Raw genomic sequence first — 19,733 nt, 5'->3', positions numbered from 1 at the left:
CGCGTCGTCCGAGCGATGGAGATGTTGAGCTACGTCCCCAACGGTCTGGCCAGATCACTCGCGGCCGGGTCGAGCTCGACGATCGGGCTGGTGGTCACCGACCTCAGCAACTCCCTCTTCATCGACATCGCGCGCGGCGCCGAGCGTGCCGCGGAGCTCGCCGGAGTCGACCTCATGCTCGCCAACAGCGACGGCCGGCTGGATCGGGAGGAGCGCTACCTCGGGCTCTTCGCCGAGTCGAGGTTCGCCGGGATCCTCATGACCTTGAACGACGAGCACCACTTCGCGTCGATCGCCTCACGGGCGACAGGGCGCACACCCCTGGTGATGCTCAACTTCAATGCTCCTGAGTCCCGGTTCTGCAGCGCCTCGGTGGACAACGAGCTCGGCGGATACCTGGCAGCCCAGCACCTGCTCGAGCTCGGGCGCCGCCGGCTGGTGTTCGTCGGCGGGCCTGACGAGCTCAAGCCTGTGCATGACCGGGGGCGCGGCTATCGCCGGGCCTTGCGTGAGCACGGACTCGGGAGCGTCAGGGAGATCATGCCCGAACGCATCAACCGTGCCGACGGGTGGGAGATCGGGCTGGTGGTGGCCGATCTCGTCGMCCGCGGCGAGGTCGACGGGATCTTCGCCTCCTCCGACCTCCTGGCAGCCGGGATCGTCCAGGCTCTCGCCGGAACCGTCRGGATCTCGATCCCGGAGGACGTCGCCATCGTCGGCTTCGACAACAACCAGGCGGCCTGGGACAGCCCGATCCCGATCACGACCGTGAGCCAGCCAGGCGAGACGGTCGGGCGGATCGGTGCGGAGCTGGTGCAGGCCGAGGCGGCCGCGCGCTCCGGTCCGCACACGCATCGTTCCGTGGTCCTGGCGCCTGAGCTCGTCGTGCGCCGTTCGACCTCGGCGGCACCGGCGCTCCACCCTGCGGCGATGTGACGGAGCGCCATCCGCCGCGGTGAGTCCACGCATCGGCGACCTGGCCTTCCGCGTCGTGCGAAGCGCGGTGTGACCGGCGCCAATCGCCCCAACGGTGGGTGGTCCCCCGCCCTCCGCCGCGCCCTCTGAATAGCTCGGGTGGTCGGGTCAGCATCGCGTGTTGGGGCTGCCTTCGCACACCTGCCCGTGACGGCGAACCTCGGGAGGACGCATGACGGACCACATCGAACTTGATGCTGCGGCAACAGCCAGCCCAGAGCAGGTCGCCGCTCTGCTAGGCACCTCAGGTTGGTGTGTCCGCGAGCAGGTGCGACTTGGTCGCTTCGAACACCTGCGCGTCGGCGGTCGACGCGTCCGGTTCACCGCGCGGCGGGTCGAGCGGCTGGTGGAGCTCGCGACGGTGACGTCAGAATCCCCTTCACCCCGAATCGCGATCGAAGACGACGTCACCGCGGTGCTCGGTGCGTCACGTCGATCGCGATCAGCGGCAGTCCGATCCCCAGACGGCTGGCGCCGAGTGGGCCAGAGTCATCTGTCCCCCGAGGGGACAACGACAACCAATCGAGAGCAACGAAGAGCAACACGGACGGACGAAGCCGCAGGTCACGGCCGCGGCGCGGTCGCCCTCGTGTCCGATTCGGCCGTCTGGTGGGGTTCGAATCCCACTCGGGGCACCAGACAGACACCTTCTGACCTGCAGGTCCATCGGTGCGCAGGTCTACTCGGCGGTCTGTGCGCACGTGTGCTCACGGAGCGCTCCGAGGGCGCAGCGGACCGCTCGGCTCCCGCTCGGCCGACATGGCCGGTCTGGGCACGGCGCGGGTCGAGCGTGCGGGATGCACGGTTCACCGCGATGTCCGCTCCGGCCGCAGGATCACGCCGACGATCGCGTGCACGGCAGCATTGACGACGAATCCGACGACCGCTCCGAGCTGCTGCTCGACGACCTCGAGAATGAGCCCTGCCCGCCCCGTCCGTGGATGCGTACCTGGAACATGCTGGCCACCAGCCCATCGCCTTCCTCCACGAAACGCCTGATCCCCCAGCCGGAGGGCCGAACGTCCCGTCTCGCGGGTCACGGACCCGCCAGGCCGGCCATCGCCGTCAGCTCGGCCCCCACGCGCGACGCGAGCTCGTCGGTCTCGGGTGCGACGTCGGGATCGGTGATCACGGAGACGACGAGCCGTCCGGCGGCCGAGAGTGCGGCGAAGGCGACGCCGACGTTGCCGGCTGTCGCCGCGATCGGCACGAGCTCGAGCACGGGTGTGCCCGCGATGGCGAGCGGCCCCGCTGGACCGCGCACGTTCGAGACGAAGGTGTTGAGCAGGCGCTGCCGATCGGTGACCCAGCGGAAGGCTCCCGCGCGCCCAGCGATCCGGAAGGCGGGGACCATCAGGGAGCTGGACGACCCCCGCGCCGCGACCTTGCGGGCCCGGGTGGACCGGGCCACTGCCGCCACCCGGTCGCGCGTCGCACCGGTGAGGGGAACCGGGATGAGCATGGCTCCGACGCTGTTGCCGGGCTCGTCGACGCGAGCTGCGGGGTGGCCCGACACCGGGACGGAGGCGACGAGGCGATCCGGGTGCTCGCCCCGCGCGGCCAGCACCTGCGCCATCGCACTCGTCGTCGCCACGAGCAGGAGGTCGTTGAACGAGCAACCATGACGATGCGCGGCCGCCAGCAGCGGCGCCAGGGCGACGTCGACGGCGGCGACGCGGCGCCGCGGACCGGTCGGCCTGTTCAGCGAGGTCCGCGGCGCGCCTGTGCCGAACCACGGTCCCGGGCCCAGCTCGAGTCCGCCCTGCCACAGCCGTGCGAGCGTCCGAGGCAACCCGGCGATCCGGCGCCGGAGCGCGGCTCCGTTCTCGAGGAGCAGGTCCGGCGCGCGCGGCGGCAGCAGCGCGTCGGCGGGCAGCAGGTCGGCGGGCCCAGCTCCGTCGAGCAGCCGCTGCAGCACCCACAGGCCGGCGACGCCGTCGGTTACCGCGTGATGTGCGACCAGCACCAGCGCGGCGGGTCGGCCGTCGGGTGTGCTGACCACATGCACCCGCCACAGCGGCCGGGTGCGTGGCAGCGGCTCCGTCAGGGCTGTCGCGGCCACGTCGAGCACCGCGGCGGTGTCGCCCGCTGCGCACACCTGGTGACGGAGATGGGCCTGCGGGTCGAACGTCTCGTCATCCACCCAGTACGGACGGCCCAGCACGACGGGCGGCGTCACCAGTCGTTGTCGCAGCCGCGGCACACGGCCGAGGCGGTCGACGAGGGCGAGCACGAGCTCGTCGCTCGTCGCGCCCGCTCCGAGGAGCAGGACGACGCCGACGTTCAGCGGCACGGGGCCGACGTCGGAGACGAGCTCGGCCAGGTCGCCATGGTCGATCCGGTCCACCGACCGGCGCCCCCGAGCTCGGTGCGACAGGCCCCCAGCAGGCGAGGTGGTACGTGTTCCGACCATGGCCCGGCCTCCCGTCCAGAGCCCCTGGTCCGAGGCAAGCAGCTCGTGCCGGACGGTTCCAGGGCCGAAGGACCCGAGATTGGTCCCGGAGCGGCCCGGCATGGGAATCCTGCTCKAGCGGTTCGTGGTTGCCAGCACGGACCTGACGGGCGCGCGGTACGGGGCCATCCACATCGTCGACGAGACCGGCACGTCGACGACGTTCGTGCAGAGCAGGGTCGACGCCGGCACCGCCGCCCCAGCGGGGGCACCGACCGGGCTCTCGCCCGCTTCGGCTCGGGGATGTTCGCGCCGATGGGCGCCGCCGGCCAGGCGTCGGCGTCCTGGTCCTCCTCCGCCGGGTCGGAGCCGAACCGTTCACGTACGCCGACCTCGCACTCTCGCGGACGTTCGCGTCCCAGGCCGCGCTGGCGTTCGCGCCGGCCGAGTCACGGCAGGTCCAGGGGTTGGCCGTGCTGGACGACGAGCGCACCCGCATCGCCCGGGACCTCCACGACCTGGCCATCCGGCAGCTGCTCACGCGCGCAGCTCCTTGGGCTTCACCCCGCACCTACCTGTCCGCACGGCTGGACGGCCTGCGGAAGATCCGTGAGCTGTCAGCACGAGGCGAGCGCCTCAGCGCGCATCGGAGCCGTCAGCCCTCGGCGGGCAAGCCCGCCGACCCCTCCGAACCGCTTCGCTCGGCCCGGTAGGCCCGCACGGCACTGTGCACGGTGGGGTAGAAGTGGTCGGGTCCGAACCGGCTGCCGACACCGAAGCGCACGAGGCGGTCCTTGACCGGGCCCTTCATCTCCGCGAACACCAGGTCGACCCCGAGGGCGGCGAGGTGGTCGTCCAGCTTGACGAGCGCGTCGAGAGCGGTCGTGTCGAGGCCCGTGATCGGTTCTGACGCGATGATCACTCGATGCACCGGTGCGGGAGCGTCCTCGACGAGGCCCCGGACCCACGTGTCGAACACGTCGCCGTTGGCGAAGAAGAGGGGTGCGTCGAACCGCGCGATCACCAGGCCCGGGACCCGCTCTCCCTCGGGGTGCCGGCTGAGGTCGTGGAACCCGGGAATGCCGTCCACGCTGACCAGCTCGGCACGGTACGGCTCCCACGCCCGGCGCACGAACACCGCGAGCGACAACGCGACGGCGACGGCGATGCCTTGCAGCACGCCGACGAACGCCACACCGAGGAACGCCGCGACCAACAGAGCCGCGTCGCTCCGGCTCATCCGCACGAGGCGGACGAGCGTGCGCACGTCGACGAAGGAGGACGCGGCCGCGATGACGACCGCGGCCAGGGTCGCCGACGGCAGGTACTCGGGCAGGCCGGGTGCGACCAGCATGAAGACGACGAGCAGCACCGCGGCAACGACGCCCGTCAGCTGCGTGTGCGCGCCCGCCTGGACCGCGACCGGCGTGCGCGATGCACTTCCCGAGACGGGAAAGCCACCGAGCAGCCCGGTCGCGAGGTTCGAGACACCCAGCGCCCCCATCTCCTGGCTGCCGTCGACGGCCTTCTCCMGGCTGCCGCTGAGCGCGCGCGAGAGCACCGTCGTGTCGGCGAACGTGATGAGCGCGATGCCCGCCGCCGGGCCTACGAGCGCGAGCACGTCTCCGGGTTCCAGGCCCGCGAGGGCCGGCGCGGGCAGGCCGGACGGCAGGGCGCCGACCACGGGGATCTGGTCGGCGAGCCCGAGCGCAGCGGTCAAGACGCTCGCCCCGACGACCGCGAGCACGATGCCCTTCGCGGTGCCGCCCAGCGCACGCGCCGCGACGATGACCGCGAGGGATCCGACGCCGATCGCGGCCGCCGCGCCGTTGACCTGACCGTCGGCGACCGCGGTGACCGTCCGACCGAGGTGCTCCCAGAACGAGCCGGGAGGAACCGCGATGCCGAGGAGCTTGGGCAGCTGGCCGGCGATGACGACCAGCGCGATCCCGTTCATGTACCCGACGCGGATCGGCATCGACAGCAGTCCGGTCAGGAACCCCAGCCGCAGCACCCGTCCGCCGACCAGCATGAGACCCATCAGCACCGCCAGCATGCCGGCCAGCGCGACGGCACGGTCAGCGTCGCCCAGCGCGAGCGGCAGCACCGCGGCGCCGATCATCGGCGCGAGCGACGAGTCCGGCCCGAGCACGAGCACCCGCGACGGACCGACGAGCGCGTAGACGAGAAGGGGGACGATCGTCGCGTACAGGCCCGTGACCGGCGGCAGCCCTGCGGCCGAGGCATACGCCATCCCCGCGGGTATCGCGACCGCGACAAGGGTGGCTCCGGCGACCAGGTCCCGCCGCAGCCACACGCGCTCGTAGCTCCGGGCCGCACCGACGCCGGGGAGCAGCCCTACGACCCACCCGCGGTCCATCTCTCGAGCCTAGGACCGGCTGTGATGGAGAACTCGGGCCGGACGTCCCTGAGACCCGGAGCTTCGAGCGTCCACCAGCCAGGAGTTGTCACCCGTCAACCGTCGGTCCGAGCACTCGTCACCGGGATGCGTCGGCGTCGACCAACGCCGTGTCCAGGAAGCCGACGACCAGCAACTCCCAAGCCTCCGGAGCGGTCCCCAGGGCACCCATGTGATCCGCTCCGGGGACCACCCAGACCTGGACGGAGTCGGGTGCCGCCGCCCGTAGGGMGGCGGCCGCATGCTGCTCGTCGGGTACCTGACCAGCTGCGACCAGCAAGACCGGCCTCGGGGCGATACCGCGCACCGCCTCCTCGAGCGGCGGGGGCCGGGGCGGCTCCGACAGTACGTCCGCGAGCGACGTCTGGGCCGCATGGACTGCTCTGGTCAGGGTGCCGCGCCAGCCGTACGCGCTCGACAGCCAGCACAGGTCGTCCGCGCTTCGCCCGGTGACACCCTCCGCCACGACCGCGCGGATGTCGTTCGTCCGGGCCGCCGCGCCGATGGCCTMCTCGCCACCCATCGACAGACCCACCACGGCGATACGGGCCGGATCCACATCCGGCCGGGAGGCGAGGTAGGCAGCGGCACGTGGCACGTCGACGTCGCCGTACCAGCCCCAGCGCATCGCCCGTCCCGAGCTGGCACCGTGTCCGCGGGCGTCGAGCGCCAGGACGCCGTACCCGTGATGCGCCATGACCTTGGTGTGCTGGAGGACACTCGCCCGGCTGGACCCCGACCCGTGCAGGACGATCACCGCTGCGCCGTTGATGGAGGGCGTGTACCAACCCGCGAGTAGGTTGCCGCCGTTCGTTGCGATCGCCACGTCTTCGTACGCCAACCCGACGTCGGACGGCGTCATCGTGCCGGGCGGCGGAGTCGGCGCGGTCGTCACCATGACGGGGACGGCGATGATGTAGACGCCCAGTGCGACCACGATCACCGTCAGGGGCACGGCCACGAACCGCCACCAGCGGGGTACCGCCCGGGTCAGCTGAGCAGAGCCCATGATCACGAGCACCACGCCGAGCACGAGCGCGCCGAGCCCGAGGAGCGCGGCGACGCCGGCATCGCCGGTCTGGAATCTGGGCGGACCTACTCCGGTTCCGACGCCGACAGCCACCGTCCCGAGCGCGACGGCAAGCACTCCCCGCGATGCGAGCCTCCGGCGGCCACTCATCACCCCACCCCAGCGCGTCCCGGAGGCCCGGGACAGGGCAGAACGGCCCGGTTGCGGCTACCTCCCGTCAGCTACGGAGAGGACCAAGACTCCGGCCGACGGGCGGAGCGCGCGCAACGCGGCCCGAGGTCGCGCTCACAGAGACCTTCGGCCCTGACCCTTCTCGGTCGACGGGGCAACGCTGGTGCTCGGAGACGCCTCCACGAGAGGAGAGTCCGGTGAGCAGCCTGAGCACCGCGCCACCGACCACGCGCCCCCCGCGGGGCGCCCGGAGATCCGGCTACCTCGTCGGGTCGCTCGTGAACGTCGCCCTCCTCTGGCTGATCAATGTGCAGCCCGGCTGGGAGGCGCTGCCGTTCCTGACGGCTTCGTTCGCGCAGGTGCTGCCCTTCGTGAACGTGGCGATCCTTGTGGGAATCATCGCCAACGCGATCTACCTGGTGATCGACCCACCGTGGCTGAGGGCGCTCGGCGATGTCGTCGTCACCACGGTCGCAGTGGTGTCGATCGTGGCGCTGTGGCGAACGTTCCCGTTCTCCTTCGCCGGTCAGGCGCTGGACTGGGAGCTGGTCGTACGGATCCTGCTCGGCCTCGGCTTCGTCGGCAGCATCATCGGCATCTGCGTGGCGATCGTGGGGTTGCTCACGCGTCGGTGGAGGGCGTGAGTTCCTACGACGATCGGAGCGACGGCCATGGTGATCGGGACGAGTGCCCACAACCTGCCTGCTCGCAGGTCGTAGGCAGCCACCAGCTCCCGCAGCGGGACCCGCCGCAGCAGACCGAGCCCCACCTCGAATGTCATCGTCGATCCGACCCACCCGCTGGCGACGGTCAGCGCCGAGGCACGGTCGGGCAGCGGCCGCGCCCGGCCGAGCCCGGCGGCCACCGTCCAGATCACGGCGACCAGTGCGCCGGTCGAGATCTGCTGTGCGCGCACCTCGCCAAAGCGCGGCACTAGATACCGCTCGCGCACGGCTCCGTTGGCGACAGCAGCGCCGGCGATGGCGACCCAGGCACCCATCCAGGCTCGGCCCGGTCGGCTCCCGTGAGTCGGGAGCCCCCCGGAGCCGGTGTCCTCGGAACGAACCGAGCGGCATGCCATGGAACGACCTCCTGGACCTCGGGCCAAGTTGCGGGTACGGCACCTGGCCCAACGATTGCGCATCGGCCGCTGCGCTGTCGTGGGACGTTGTGCCCTGGTCCCGGCGTGGAAGCCCGGGACAGGCTCGGTTCATGATCGAGCGGAGGGTCCTCCCCCGTCCCGCGAGCCCCGTGGCCCGACGGTGGTCGATCGCGCTCGAGGGTCTGACCACCGTAGGTGCCCTCGCGGGTGTGCAGGGTTTCCTCTCCGGCCAGTTCGATCCTCTGGTCGACCGGCTCACCTTCATCGACGGCCCAGCCGTGCCCGCCCTGGCCCTCGGCGTGTGCGTCGCGGTGCCGCAGGGTGTCGCACTGGTGCTCGGCCTACGGCGGCACGCCCTCGCGCCTCAGGCCGCGCTTGGCGCCGGAGTAGTACTCACCGGCTGGGTGCTCGCTCAGCTGCCCATGATCGGTTGGGAGTCGCCGGTGCAGTGGGCGTTCTTCGCGGTGGGGCTGGCTGAGACGGCTCTTGCTGCGCGGTGGATGGTTGGGCGAGCTGACCGGCCGTCGACGGAGCCGCGCCCGCGACAGCCTGAGCGTCGGATCCATGCCCGATAGCGGTGCAACACACGCACGCCCGGTCGTCGATGCCGGCCGGGGGCGAGAAGCGTCCCGCCTGAACTGGCTGCGCGCGGGCGTGCTCGGCGCCAACGACGGCATCATCTCGACGGCAGGGCTGGTCGTCGGCGTCGCCGGCGCTACGGCGGCACTAGGTCCGATCCTCGTTGCGGGGGTCGCCGGGCTCGTTGCCGGGGCCGTCTCCATGGCGCTCGGGGAGTACGTGTCGGTGAGCAGCCAGCGCGACGCTGAGCGAGCGCTCATCGAGCACGAACGCCGCGAGGTCGAGAGCGATCCTGAAGGGGAGCTCGAGGAGCTGACCCGAATCTTCGAGTCGAAGGGCCTGTCGGCTGCGACTGCTCGATCCGTGGCGTCGGAGCTCAGTGCTCGCGACCCGGTGGCTGCCCACCTGGATGTGGAGCTCGGCCTGGATCCGAACGGGCTGACCAACCCGGTGCATGCTGCCATCTCGTCTGGCCTGTCGTTCACGGCCGGAGCGGTGCTACCCCTGGTCGCCATCGGCGTTGCACCTGCCGGTGTTCGCGTCGCCGTGACTTTCGTCGCCGTCCTCCTGGCGCTCGCCATCACGGGTGGGATCAGTGCGCGCCTTGGGCACGCACGTCGTGTGCGGGCGATGGCGCGCCTCGTCGTTGGCGGCGCGCTGGCGATGGTCGTCACCTATGCCGTGGGTCGCCTTCTGGGCGTGTCCGCTCTCTAGCGACCTGTGCAACGCGACCTGGAGCGACTCGGATCCCTCCTCGTCCCTCGGTCACTGGCGCTGCCCGCAGTCCTTCGGCACAGAACGGACCCGGATCGTCTGCTCCGGAGTCAGGGGTGATGGCTTCGGGACCAACGGCCCTGGGGTCGGCACGGTGTCTGGGCAAACCTGGAACGAGCAGAGGACTGCCGCAGCCGACGCGCGCTGGAGGTGCAGCATGAGCGGGCAGATCGTGGTGGGGTACGACGGCTCTGCGGAGGCGCAGCAGGCGCTGGGATGGGCCGCCGACGAGGCACGGCGGGAGCGCCGTCCCCTGCACATCGTCCATGTCGGACTCGGACAGGGCGGCTCCCGTTCACTGACCGACGGCGTGGAACGTGCACGAGCTGAGGCCCCGGACGTCGAGGTCACGTCATCGCTCGAGCTGCGCGACAGCGTTCCCGGCACTCTCGTCGAGGTGAGCATGGACGCACGCATGCTCGTGGTCGGAGCGCGCGGCCTGGGCGGAYTCGCAGGGCTGCTGCTCGGCTCCGTGAGCACGGCGGTCGCGGCGCACGCCCACTGCCCGGTGGTGGTGGTTCGGCGCCGTCCGGGCAGATCCGCGGTTCCGCTCACACGGCCCGTCGTGGTCGGTGTGGACGGCTCGCGCACGAGCGTCCGCGCCGTCGACCTCGCGTTCGACCAGGCGTCACGCCTCGAGGCTCCGTTGTCGGCGGTGCACGCGTGGGAGATGCCCGCGCTGCTCGGTCCGACGCCGCCCTGGACACCAGACGAGATCGCGGATCGGCTCGTCACAGAGAAGGCTCTCCTGGCGGAGAGCCTCGCCGGTCACTGCGATCGGTACCCCGACGTCGACGTGCGGTCGACGGTGAGCCTGGGCGGAGCCGCCGAGGTCGTGCTGGCGGCATCGGGTGACGCCCAGCTGGTGGTCCTGGGCTCCAGGGGGCGCGGCGGCTTTGCGGGTCTCCTGCTCGGGTCGGTGAGTCACGCCGTCGTGCACCACGCCACCTGCCCGGTCGCCATCGTGCACCCGCCGCACGAGCTCGTCGTCTGACGAGCAGGCCGGGCCGTGTCCCGCTCTGGTCCAGACTGCTCGTCCGCCGCTGGTCCCCGGCCAGCTGGTCTTGGCGTGGATCGCGGGGATGCCGGCGCTCGCCGTCGCGATCGCGACCGTCGTCGTCGTGAACGGGCTCTTCTCGTTCGCTCAGGAGCACGCCGCGGACCGTCCTCAAGGTGCTGGCACTCGACATCGGCACCGATCTTCTGCCGGTCCTCGCTCTCGGGGCGGAGCCGCCGAACCGGCGCACCATGGAGGGTCGCCGTGCACAGGCTCTGGTCGACCATGTCGTCCTGCGCCGAGCTTTCGCGGTGCTCGGGCCGGCGGAGGCCGTCGCGTCGATCGGCGCCTTCCTCGTCGTCCTCGTCATGGGCGGCTGGTCGCTCGGGGAGGTGCCCTCCGCTGCTCTCCCCGCTGCCGCGTCGGGTGTCGCGTTCAGCGGGATCGTCCTGGGCCAGCTGGCCAACGCGTACGCCTGCCGTAGCGAATGCCGAACCTGAACGGCTGGATACGCGCGGCTACGGCCGTGCGGGCGGTGCTAGTCGCTGACACTGTCGACAAGGCTCTTCGAGCCCGTCGAAGCGGGCGCGCACACGCGCCGGCCGTTTCCTCCGGGGCTTCGGCCCAACGACACCCTCAGAGAAGGGCACGGCGGGCAGGGAGGTTCCGTCGACGCGTCCGAGCTCATGTGTCGACTCGCGACGCACGCAGGGCGTCGGAACGTCCCAGAGGGGGTCGAAGCCTCCGGATCTCGTGAGGGACGACCGCGACCGGGCAGGCCGCATGGTGCAGCGTCGCGTGGCTCACCGATCCGAGCAGAAGTCCTTCGAATCCGCCGCGCCCCCGGGAACCCACGACGACGAGGCTCGCGTGCTCGCTCTCGCGGATGAGTACGCGGCGAGCATCCCCACGTCGCACCTCACGCTCGACGTCGACCGCCGGGTAGGCGCGTCGGCGCACCTCGGCCAGTGCGAACACCGCAGGGACGGCCGAGGCGTCGGGCGCCCACCGCCGGCCGCGCTCGCCAGCAGGGTCAGCGCGGCGCGACGGAGCCTCCGGCGCAGCGTGGACGGCCCGGAGGGTCAGCCGGTTCGCCGCCGCCCACGACAGAGCAAGGTCGGCGACCGTGTCCCCGGAGGCACTGCCGTCCACCCCCAACACCACCGGACCGGAGGGCTCGGGTCGTCCACGGACGACCAGGACCGGGCACTGCGCATAGGAGGCCAGCTCGACCGCGACCGAGCCGAGCAGGAGGCCCGTGAACCCACCGAGACCGCGATCCCCGACCATCACCAGCGCGGCGTGGACGCTCGCGCGCATCAGGACCGGTTCGGGTGCGCCTGTGATCACCGCTCCACTGACAGCGACGCCGGGCGCCATCTCCTGCGCCCGCCGGACCGCTTCGTCCACGATGCGCTCAGCCGGCATCCTCAGGCCCGCACCGGGCAGGTCCGGGAGTGTCGGGATCGCCGGCCCATGGAGCTCGGGCCAGATGAACGCGTGAACCACCTCGAGCGGGCACCCGAGCAGCCGCGCCTGGACGGCAGCCGTGTCGACGGCTCGGAGTGCCGACTCCGAACCGTCGACGCCGACGACGATCGGGCCGGATTCGACAGTGCCGGACGAGCTCATGGCGGTCCTTTCCGTGACTCACCTTCCCAAGTTCAGCGAACCGCGCGTGGAGGCGGCGCACCACGGCCGTTGGTCCCCCCGTCTGGGGGATGTAGGGCGGACGGGACCTTCGCCTCTCCCCGGTGGGGACTGTGCCCGCAACAGTGGTGAAGGTCAGAAGGTCCGTCGACAAGGAGGTGGGGAACGTGTCCACGACACGCATCGTGACGTTTCGCGACCCGGTCTCGGGTCGTTGGATCAGCCGCATCGCAGGTGGCGCTGCACGGTTCGGAGCAGCCGACCTGAAGTCCGATGCCATCGCGGCCGGCCGGGAGCATGCGATCGAGCTCGGCGCTGAGCACGTCGTCGAGAACGAGGACGGCAGCGTCGCGCGACGCACGACGTATCCCCGCCGCACGGCGTGACATCGCGTCGGTCGTCAAGGGCGAAGCTCGGGACCTCGGACTCTACGAACGAACACCGCCGTGATCGCACGATCGAGGTATCCGAACGAACGGATGAGACAAGGAAGTCTTCGGAGGTGCGAGATGAACCGAGAGATCGTGGTGGGCTACGACGGCTCCACCCACGCGGACGGGGCGCTGGCATGGGCTGCGAGAGTGGCTCGACGCGAGCACGTTCCGCTCCGGATCGTGCATGTCGCGCGGACGTTCCTCGACGGCTACATCGTCGCTGACCGCCCTTCGGACCTGACATCCCAGATCGGTGGTCAGGTTCTCGCGGGCGGGGTCGAGCGTCTGCGGGCCATCGACCCCGACCTCGAGGTCACGACGCAGCTCGAGCCTGAGGACAGCGTGGCAGCCGTCCTTGCCGAGGCATCCAAGGGTGCCCGYCTGCTCGTGGTGGGATCCCGTGGCCGCGGCGGCTTCGCTGGTCTGCTCCTCGGGTCGGTCAGTGTGACTGTCGCTGCACACGCGCACTGCCCGGTCGTCGTGGTCCGCACKCCGCCCCCGGCCGCGGAGCCCTCCACGCGACCGGTCGTGGTGGGTGTGGACGGCTCCCCGACGAGCGGCAGCGCCGTCGACTACGCGTTCGACCAGGCGTCCCGCCTGGGGCTCCCCCTCGTCGCGGTGCACGCATGGGAGATGCCGAATCTGTTCGGACCAGTACCGCCGTGGATGCCCGAAGAGATCGAAGAGATCCGGATGGCAGAGAAGGCAGTGCTGTCCGAGGGCCTCGCGGGCCACATGGAGCGCTACCCCGACGTGAGCGTGACGTCCATGGTGCACCGCGGTGGACCCGCGCACGTCCTCCTCGCCGCCTCCGAGGACGCCGAGCTCCTGGTGGTCGGGTCTCGCGGCCTGGGTGGTTTCCGCGGCCTGTTGCTCGGGTCGGTGAGCCAGGCGATCCTGCACCACGCTACGTGTCCGGTGGCGGTCGTGCGTTAGAGGTGCAGGTCAGAGGATGGAAGGGTGCCGGCGAAACTGATTCACCGGCACCTTCCGACCACGCATGAGTGCCGCCGGCCGACTGGCAAGGTCTGCCCAGGCGACCAGGGCGAGACCGGTCTGCACCGCACTGAGTGCGATGACCTCCGCCGCGTTGGGAAGCAGAGAGGTACGGCGATGATCGACACACGGCACACCCCGTCGGAGCTTCACGCCGGTGGAGCCACCGTGAAGTTGCAGTGCGACGGTCTCGCCTGCCGCCTCGAGGTCCACAGCGGGGACGGGACGACGGCTGCTCGATCGGCGGCACTCCTGGTCCGGCAGGCAGTCCTCGACTCTGCTCGCACGGGCACGCGGTCCATGGCGATGACTCTCGACGTCTCGTCGCCGGCATGCGGGGCAGTCCTCGCCCAGCTGCACGACCTCGCCGGCGCGGGTGCGTGCACCCTCCAGCTGCGACGGGCCGGTGCGACCGTGCTCGTGGACGTCGACCTCAGATCGACGCCGACCAACGCCGGACCTCTCCCGACCGCCCTTGCCACGCAGCGGACGACTGCTCGGCCGGACGAGGAATGCCAGGTGGCGGGCACACCGACTGCACTCCGCGGCCACCATCCCGCTCCGACGCTGGGCACTGCCCGTCGCGCCCAGCGACGCCTTCGTTCCCAGCTGGTCGGACGGTCTGGCGTCTGTGGTGTCGGGCTCGCTCGGAAGGACGAGGGCTACGCGCTCCGGGTGAACGTCGTCGATGCGAACGTCGACGTCCCTGCCGAGGTGGATGGTCTACCTGTCGATGTGTGCGTCACCGGCCCGGTGAACGCGCTGCCCGGCCGCTCCTGACGCCCTCGGCGCGGCGGATCCATCGAGGAGTGGCCGCAGCATGGGGCATCTCCCGTCCAGTCGAGGCTGGCCGGCCCGGTCAGCCGAGGGCTGCCGTTCCAGGCCGAGCCGACGTCCGGAACGTGGAGAGCGGAGGTTTGGCGTCGGTCGCACGGCGGCGCACGTCTGAACGCCACGGGTGAGCGGCGGCGATCACGGCGTCCGGCCCTGGGAAGACCAGACCGAGGTGACCGGAGTCCGACCACCGCACGAGGAAAGGCGGTCCGTCGTCGTCTCCGCGGACCTCCACGACCTCGGCATCGCGACCGGTGTCGCCGAGGTGCGCCCCGGCGACGACGAGCCGGTCGCCAGCCCTGGCCCTCACGATGCGCTCCATGACGACGAGCCCACCGCAGAAGACGGGACGCTCCCGGTGGGGTCGTCGACGAGGACCTTCTCGCCACGTTCCGGGACGCTGACGGCACAGGCGAGGCTGTCGCGGACGCGGTGCGCCAGTGCCAGTGCCGAGCGCTCCTCGCCGTGCACCACGTAGACAGCTGCCGGCGGTCGATCCATCTGCCCCAGCCACTCGACGAGCTCGTCTGCGTCGGCATGCACGGAGAACTCTTCGTCATGGACGACCTCCGCACGCACGGGCACGTACCGTCCCACGAGCTTGACCTCACGGGCTCCGTCGACGAGCTCTCGGCCCCGCGTGCCCAGCGCCTGGAAGCCGGTCAGGATCACGCAGTTGTMGCGATCGGGCAGCCAGGAGCGCAGGTGATGGACGATGCGCCCTCCGGACGCCATCCCGGATGCGGACAGGACGATGCACGGCGAGCTGGGCCGGTTGAGCGCCATCGACTCGTCCGGCGTCGGAGCGAGCCGCAGGGTCGGCAGCTCGACGAGGTCGGGGCCCATCCCGGTCTGGAGCTCACCGTTCCGGGCGGCGTCGCGGTACACCTCCAGAGCGGCGAGCGCCATGGGGCTGTCGACGATGACCGGGACCTCGGGGATGGCTCCGTCTCGCATGAGTGCGGAGAGCGCCTCGAGCACCAGGACCGTTCGGTCGATGGCGAACGCGGCGATGAGAACCGACCCTCCGCGTCTGATCGTCCGGCGGATCGCCGCCGCCATGCGGAAATGCTCCGTCCTGGCGACGTCGTGGCTTCGGTCACCGTAGGTCGACTCGATGATGACCGTCTCCGCGTCGGGAGGACACCCCCGAGGCGGCAGGACCGGGTGACTGGGGCGCCCCAGGTCGCCCGAGAACAGCACTCGGGCTCCCCCCGCCCTGACGAGGACGCTGGCCGAGCCGAGCACATGGCCTGCGGGCGACAGTGTGAAGCTGAACTCGTCACCGAGCGGCACCGCGTCGCCGTACGCGACGTCGCGGAAGTGCGTGATGGCCTGCTCGGCCTGCTCCACCGTGTAGAGCGGCAGCGGGGGGTCATGGCGGGAGTACCCGCTCGCGCGGGCGTACTGGGCGTCGCGCTCGTTGAGGCGTCCGCTGTCCCGCAAGACGATCGCCGCCAGCTCGTTCGACCGCAGGGTGCCCCAGATCGGACCGGCGAACCCGTCACGAACCAGCACGGGCAGGTAGCCGCAGTGATCCAGGTGGGCGTGCGTCACGACGACCGCATCGATAGTTGCGGGCGGTACGGCGAAGGGCTCCCAGTTCAGACGCCGCCAGTGTCGTTCCCCCTGATAGAGGCCGCAGTCGACGAGGAGTCGACGACCACCGTGCTCCAGGAGGAAGGCGCTTCCTGTGACTGTCCCGGCTCCGCCCAGAAACGTGAGGGCCGTCTGTTCGCCGTTCATCTCGAACCTCCCACCAGCGAGGACTCACGTCGTCGTGCCTCTTCCGCCAGCCTGCGCACGTGCACGGGTAGGGACTAGGGCCGGAGGTCCCGGAGCCGGGGTGCACCCGTGGAGACGGGACCAATGCCCCTACGCGACCTCCGGGCCGGCGAAGACGGTGGTCGTCAGGACGTAGTCACGGGAGGTCGTGATGACGCGCGCGGACTCGGACTCAGGGACCGGCCGCACTCGCTCGCGGGCGGCGGTGCTGGCACAGGACCGTCCACGTCCCGACCTGACAGTCATCGCCTGGGCGACCCTCGTCGTCGTCAGCGCGGTCCCGGAGATCCTCTGGATCGAGCTGGCAGGTGCTGTCCCGACGTGGTGGCGTGCGGTGATCGGCGTGGGGCTCGTCGGTCTCGTGATCGCGACGCTCGCGGCGCCACGCCTGCGCCCTCTTCGCGACTTCGCGGTCGTCATGGCCACGTTCGTGGTGCTGATGACGCTCTCGCCCCGGATCCACGATGCCCTGGCGCAGCTCGATCCGGTGCTCGGCGGATCGATGCTGGACACGCGCATGCGAGCCGAGCAGCTCGGCAAGCTCGCGGTGACCCTCACGATGATGGGCGTGCTCGTGGCGCTGGGCTATCGACGCCAGGAGCTCTACCTCGCCCGCGGGGACCTGCACGCTCCGATCACGCCGGTCCGGGCGCTCGGCTTCCCCCACGCCGTCCCCTGGTCCCGGTTCGCCCTGCAGTGGAGCGTGTACATCGCCGTGGTGGTCGCGCTCGGCCAGTGGCTGGTGCTGCGACCGGACGGGGACACGATGCTGGCGGTGGCCTCGATGGCGCCGTCGATCCTGGTGTATGCCGCGGTCAACGCCGTGACCGAGGAGCTGACCTACCGGGCTCCCCTGCTCGCCACCCTGGGCCCAGTCGTCGGCGGTCGTGCCGCGCTGTGGCAGAGCGCGGTGTTCTTCGGTGTGGCGCACTACTTCGGCACGCCGGGCGGCCTGGGGGGCGCGGCGATCACCGTGTTCCTCGGGTGGCTGCTGGCCAAGGCGATGCTGGAGACGCGCGGGCTGTTCTGGGCGTGGTGGATCCATTTCCTGTCCGACGTCGCCATCTTCACGTTCCTGACGGCGGCCCTCGTGTGACGCGCTGGGCGCTGCGCGTGTGTCAGGACCTTCTGCTCTATGTCGAACACCTGGGTCGAAGAAGCCTGGGTGCTGAGGACGAACCGCCGTCGTGGCGGTCGGCCCCGCCAGGCGGAAGGAGCAGTGCGATGACGCACACCTGGAAAGTCGTGATCCATCTCTTCGATGCGGACGACCTGCGGGCCGACGGCGACCTGACGAAGGCACACGCCGTGCTCACCACGTCAGCCGGCACCCACCTCGACGGCTACGGCCGAGCGCGACGCGCACCACAGGACGTCGACGTCCCCGAGATCGGCGAGGAGCTGGCGGCCGCCCGCGCGCTGCGCGACCTGGCGGACCGCCTCCTGCGAGCAACCTCCGACGACATCTCCGCGATCGAGCACGGCGACGTGCAGATCGCGCACTGAGTGCCATGACCAGGCACGTCACGGTGCTCGGCGCCGGGACCGCCGGGACGATGGTGGCCAACAAGCTCCGGCGCAAGCTGGACGACACCTGGGCGATCACCGTCGTCGACCGCGACGACGCTCACCCTTACCAGCCGGGGTTCCTGTTCGTCCCGTTCGGCGGCCCGACAGACGAGCTCGTCCGCTCCCGCCATGCGTTCGTGCACGACGGCGTGGAGCTGGTGCTCGAGTCTGTCGACCGCGTCGACACCGCCGCGCGGGAGGTGCTCCTCCTGGACGGTCGGCTGCTCCCGTACGACTACCTCGTGATCGCGTCCGGCACGTCACCGCGCCCGGACCAGACGCCCGGGATGCTCGGAGCACAGTGGCGGCGGAGCATCTTCGACTTCTACACGCTGGACGGTGCGAAGGCGCTGGCCGATGCGCTGAGCAGGTTCCGCGGCGGCCGTCTCGTGGTCCACATCACCGACATGCCGATCAAGTGTCCCGTCGCGCCGCTGGAGTTCACCTTCCTGGTGGACGCCTGGCTGCGCGAGCACGGGCTGCGCTCCGCCACCGACCTAGTGTTCGTGACGCCGCTGGACGGCGCGTTCACCAAGCCCATCGCAGCCGAGCAGCTCGGGTCGATGCTCGTCGACCGCGGCGTGACCGTGGAGCCCGACTTCCTGGTCGAGCACATCGAGGACACGACGCTGGTGTCCTACGACGGCCGCGAGGTGCCCTTCGACCTGCTCGTGACGATCCCGCTGAACATGGGCGCTGACTTCGTCACCCGTTCCGGCCTGGGCAACGAGCTGGGCTTCGTCCCGGTCGACAAGCACACGCTGCAGTCCCTCGCCGACCCGCGGATCTTCGCAGTCGGCGACGCCTCCGACATCCCCACCTCCAAGGCGGGATCCGTCGCGCACTTCTCGGCGGACATCCTGGTCGGCAACCTCGTCGAGCACGCCGCCGGCAGGCCCATGACCCACTCGTTCGACGGCCACGCCAACTGCTTCGTCGAGTCCGGCGACGGTAAGGCCCTGCTGCTCGACTTCAACTACGAGACCCAGCCCCTGACCGGCATGTACCCGGCGCCCTACGTCGGACCCATGAGCCTGCTCAGGGAGACCCGGGCCAACCACATGGGAAAGCTCGCCTTCCGCTGGATCTACTGGAACGTCCTCCTGCCCGGGCGCCCCATGCCGATGGCGTCGGCCATGTCCATGGTCGGCAAGCAGACCCCAGTCACCACGTCCTGAGAGAGGTGCGCCATGCCAGTCACGACCCTCGGCGGTCATCAGATCCACGTCAACGAGGAGGGGTTCCTCACCGACCCCGCCGAGTGGGACGACGACCTCGCGGCGGTCCTCGCGTCGCACATCGGCCTGGAGCTGACCGGCGAGCACCGCACCGTGCTCACGTTCCTGCGCGACGACTTCGCGCAGCGCGGCGAGACCGCAACCCTCCGGCGGGCGTCGGCCGGGAGCGGCGTGCCAGTCAAGGACCTGTTCCGCCTCTTCCCGCAGAAGCCGGCCAAGAAGATGGCCTACGTCGCCGGCCTGCCCAAGCCCGTTGGATGTGTCTGACATGACCACGACCGAGGCCGCACCCGCGGTCATCCCGCAGTTCGACTCCGACGACGCGACAGGCCGCACCCTCGCCATCATCTGCTCCAAGGGCAACCTCGACATGGCTTATCCCGGCCTCATCCTGGCCAACGCCGCCCTCGGAGAGGGTGTCGAGACGCACCTCTTCTTCACGTTCTGGGGCCTCGACATCATCACCAAGGCAACGATGGACGACCTGAAGTTCACGATGCTCGGCAACACCGCGACGCACATGCCCCAGGGGCTCGGCGGCCTGCCGGGGATGACGCACATGGCCACCTCGAAGCTGAAGAAGGCGATCGCCGACCTCGACGTCCCCGATGTGCCCGAGTTCCTCGAGCAGATCGTGGCGTCCGGCGGCCACCTCTGGGCGTGCCGCCTGTCCGCCGACATGAACCACCTGACAGCGGCCGACCTGGACGAGGACGTCGAGGGAATCATCAGCGCCAGTGATTTCATCGAGAAGACCACCGGCGCCCAGCTGCTGTTCATCTAGGCCG

General features: G+C 70.7%; 19 protein-coding genes. 13 read left to right on the top strand and 6 right to left on the bottom strand.

Going from position 1 to position 19,733, the window contains the following annotated elements; translation table 11 throughout:
• On the top strand, nucleotides 1–936 hold a 936-nt coding region (locus ACXJKF_RS19200; protein WP_456789326.1), incomplete at its 5' end, for a LacI family DNA-binding transcriptional regulator.
• Between the two features lie 1,075 nt (nucleotides 937–2,011).
• Here the strand turns inward: ACXJKF_RS19200 and ACXJKF_RS19195 are convergent.
• The 3 genes from ACXJKF_RS19195 to ACXJKF_RS19185 form a co-directional block, all read right to left on the bottom strand.
• Nucleotides 2,012–3,322 (bottom strand): wax ester/triacylglycerol synthase domain-containing protein, encoded by a 1,311-nt coding sequence (locus tag ACXJKF_RS19195; protein ID WP_456789325.1) that lies wholly within the window; start codon nucleotides 3,320–3,322, stop codon nucleotides 2,012–2,014.
• A 700-nt stretch (nucleotides 3,323–4,022) separates the two neighbouring features.
• Nucleotides 4,023–5,747, bottom strand: a complete 1,725-nt coding sequence (locus ACXJKF_RS19190) for a SulP family inorganic anion transporter (RefSeq protein WP_456789324.1) — start codon at nucleotides 5,745–5,747, stop codon at nucleotides 4,023–4,025.
• A gap of 118 nt (nucleotides 5,748–5,865) precedes the next feature.
• Nucleotides 5,866–6,933, bottom strand: a complete 1,068-nt coding sequence (locus ACXJKF_RS19185; RefSeq protein ID WP_456789323.1) for an alpha/beta hydrolase — start codon at nucleotides 6,931–6,933, stop codon at nucleotides 5,866–5,868.
• A 332-nt stretch (nucleotides 6,934–7,265) separates the two neighbouring features.
• Between ACXJKF_RS19185 and ACXJKF_RS19180 the strand changes: the two genes are divergently transcribed.
• The 5 genes from ACXJKF_RS19180 (at nucleotide 7,266) to ACXJKF_RS19160 (ending at nucleotide 10,939) form a co-directional block, all read left to right on the top strand.
• Nucleotides 7,266–7,631, top strand: a complete 366-nt coding sequence (locus ACXJKF_RS19180) for a hypothetical protein (RefSeq protein WP_456789322.1) — start codon at nucleotides 7,266–7,268, stop codon at nucleotides 7,629–7,631.
• A gap of 568 nt (nucleotides 7,632–8,199) precedes the next feature.
• Nucleotides 8,200–8,664, top strand: coding sequence for a hypothetical protein (locus tag ACXJKF_RS19175; protein ID WP_456789321.1), 465 nt, complete (start codon nucleotides 8,200–8,202; stop codon nucleotides 8,662–8,664).
• Nucleotides 8,654–9,382: a VIT1/CCC1 transporter family protein gene (locus tag ACXJKF_RS19170; protein WP_456789320.1), complete on the top strand. Its 729-nt coding sequence runs from the start codon at nucleotides 8,654–8,656 to the stop codon at nucleotides 9,380–9,382. Before ACXJKF_RS19175 ends, ACXJKF_RS19170 begins: the two co-directional genes overlap by 11 nt.
• Nucleotides 9,383–9,599: 217 nt before the next feature.
• On the top strand, nucleotides 9,600–10,436 hold the full coding sequence (locus tag ACXJKF_RS19165) for a universal stress protein (RefSeq protein ID WP_456789319.1): 837 nt from the start codon (nucleotides 9,600–9,602) through the stop codon (nucleotides 10,434–10,436).
• A gap of 179 nt (nucleotides 10,437–10,615) precedes the next feature.
• On the top strand, nucleotides 10,616–10,939 hold the full coding sequence (locus ACXJKF_RS19160; RefSeq protein ID WP_456789318.1) for a cation-translocating P-type ATPase C-terminal domain-containing protein: 324 nt from the start codon (nucleotides 10,616–10,618) through the stop codon (nucleotides 10,937–10,939).
• 184 nt (nucleotides 10,940–11,123) lie between these two features.
• Here the strand turns inward: ACXJKF_RS19160 and ACXJKF_RS19155 are convergent, their stop codons facing one another.
• Nucleotides 11,124–12,071 carry a universal stress protein gene (locus tag ACXJKF_RS19155; protein WP_456789317.1) on the bottom strand — a complete coding sequence of 316 codons (948 nt, stop codon included), beginning with the start codon at nucleotides 12,069–12,071 and terminating at the stop codon, nucleotides 11,124–11,126.
• A 122-nt stretch (nucleotides 12,072–12,193) separates the two neighbouring features.
• Here ACXJKF_RS19155 and ACXJKF_RS19150 point away from each other — a divergent pair, with 122 nt between their 5' ends.
• The gene (locus ACXJKF_RS19150; RefSeq protein WP_456789316.1) at nucleotides 12,194–12,475 is read left to right on the top strand and encodes a DUF2188 domain-containing protein; all 282 of its coding nucleotides are present in this window, start codon (nucleotides 12,194–12,196) and stop codon (nucleotides 12,473–12,475) included.
• Between the two features lie 123 nt (nucleotides 12,476–12,598).
• Entirely contained in the window at nucleotides 12,599–13,459 is an 861-nt protein-coding gene (locus ACXJKF_RS19145) for a universal stress protein (RefSeq protein WP_456789315.1), read from the top strand.
• Between the two features lie 919 nt (nucleotides 13,460–14,378).
• Here ACXJKF_RS19145 and ACXJKF_RS19140 read toward each other — a convergent pair.
• Together ACXJKF_RS19140 and ACXJKF_RS19135 are read right to left on the bottom strand one after the other, a co-directional pair.
• Entirely contained in the window at nucleotides 14,379–14,675 is a 297-nt protein-coding gene (locus ACXJKF_RS19140) for a DUF1918 domain-containing protein (RefSeq protein ID WP_456789314.1), read from the bottom strand.
• Nucleotides 14,660–16,099 (bottom strand): MBL fold metallo-hydrolase, encoded by a 1,440-nt coding sequence (locus ACXJKF_RS19135; protein WP_456789313.1) that lies wholly within the window; start codon nucleotides 16,097–16,099, stop codon nucleotides 14,660–14,662. Before ACXJKF_RS19135 ends, ACXJKF_RS19140 begins: the two co-directional genes overlap by 16 nt.
• Before the next feature lie 190 nt (nucleotides 16,100–16,289).
• Here ACXJKF_RS19135 and ACXJKF_RS19130 point away from each other — a divergent pair, with 190 nt between their 5' ends.
• The 5 genes from ACXJKF_RS19130 (at nucleotide 16,290) to ACXJKF_RS19110 (ending at nucleotide 19,729) form a co-directional block, all read left to right on the top strand.
• Nucleotides 16,290–17,234, top strand: coding sequence for a CPBP family intramembrane glutamic endopeptidase (locus ACXJKF_RS19130; protein WP_456789312.1), 945 nt, complete (start codon nucleotides 16,290–16,292; stop codon nucleotides 17,232–17,234).
• Nucleotides 17,235–17,362: 128 nt separating this feature from the next.
• Complete coding sequence (locus ACXJKF_RS19125; RefSeq protein WP_456789311.1) at nucleotides 17,363–17,644, top strand: dsRBD fold-containing protein; 282 nt, start codon at nucleotides 17,363–17,365, stop codon at nucleotides 17,642–17,644.
• Nucleotides 17,645–17,649: 5 nt separating this feature from the next.
• A complete protein-coding gene (gene sqr / locus ACXJKF_RS19120) occupies nucleotides 17,650–18,885 on the top strand; it encodes a type III sulfide quinone reductase, selenoprotein subtype (protein WP_456789310.1) in 1,236 nt (411 codons plus the stop codon).
• Between the two features lie 12 nt (nucleotides 18,886–18,897).
• Nucleotides 18,898–19,212: a TusE/DsrC/DsvC family sulfur relay protein gene (locus ACXJKF_RS19115; protein ID WP_456789309.1), complete on the top strand. Its 315-nt coding sequence runs from the start codon at nucleotides 18,898–18,900 to the stop codon at nucleotides 19,210–19,212.
• Nucleotide 19,213: 1 nt separating this feature from the next.
• Nucleotides 19,214–19,729 (top strand): DsrE/DsrF/DrsH-like family protein, encoded by a 516-nt coding sequence (locus ACXJKF_RS19110; RefSeq protein WP_456789308.1) that lies wholly within the window; start codon nucleotides 19,214–19,216, stop codon nucleotides 19,727–19,729.
• Nucleotides 19,730–19,733 lie beyond the last annotated feature (4 nt).

It is taken from the genome of Cellulomonas sp. P5_C5, assembly GCF_054049655.1.
Note: the sequence above shows the minus strand (reverse complement) of the source record. Positions and strands in the feature narration are given on the sequence as shown.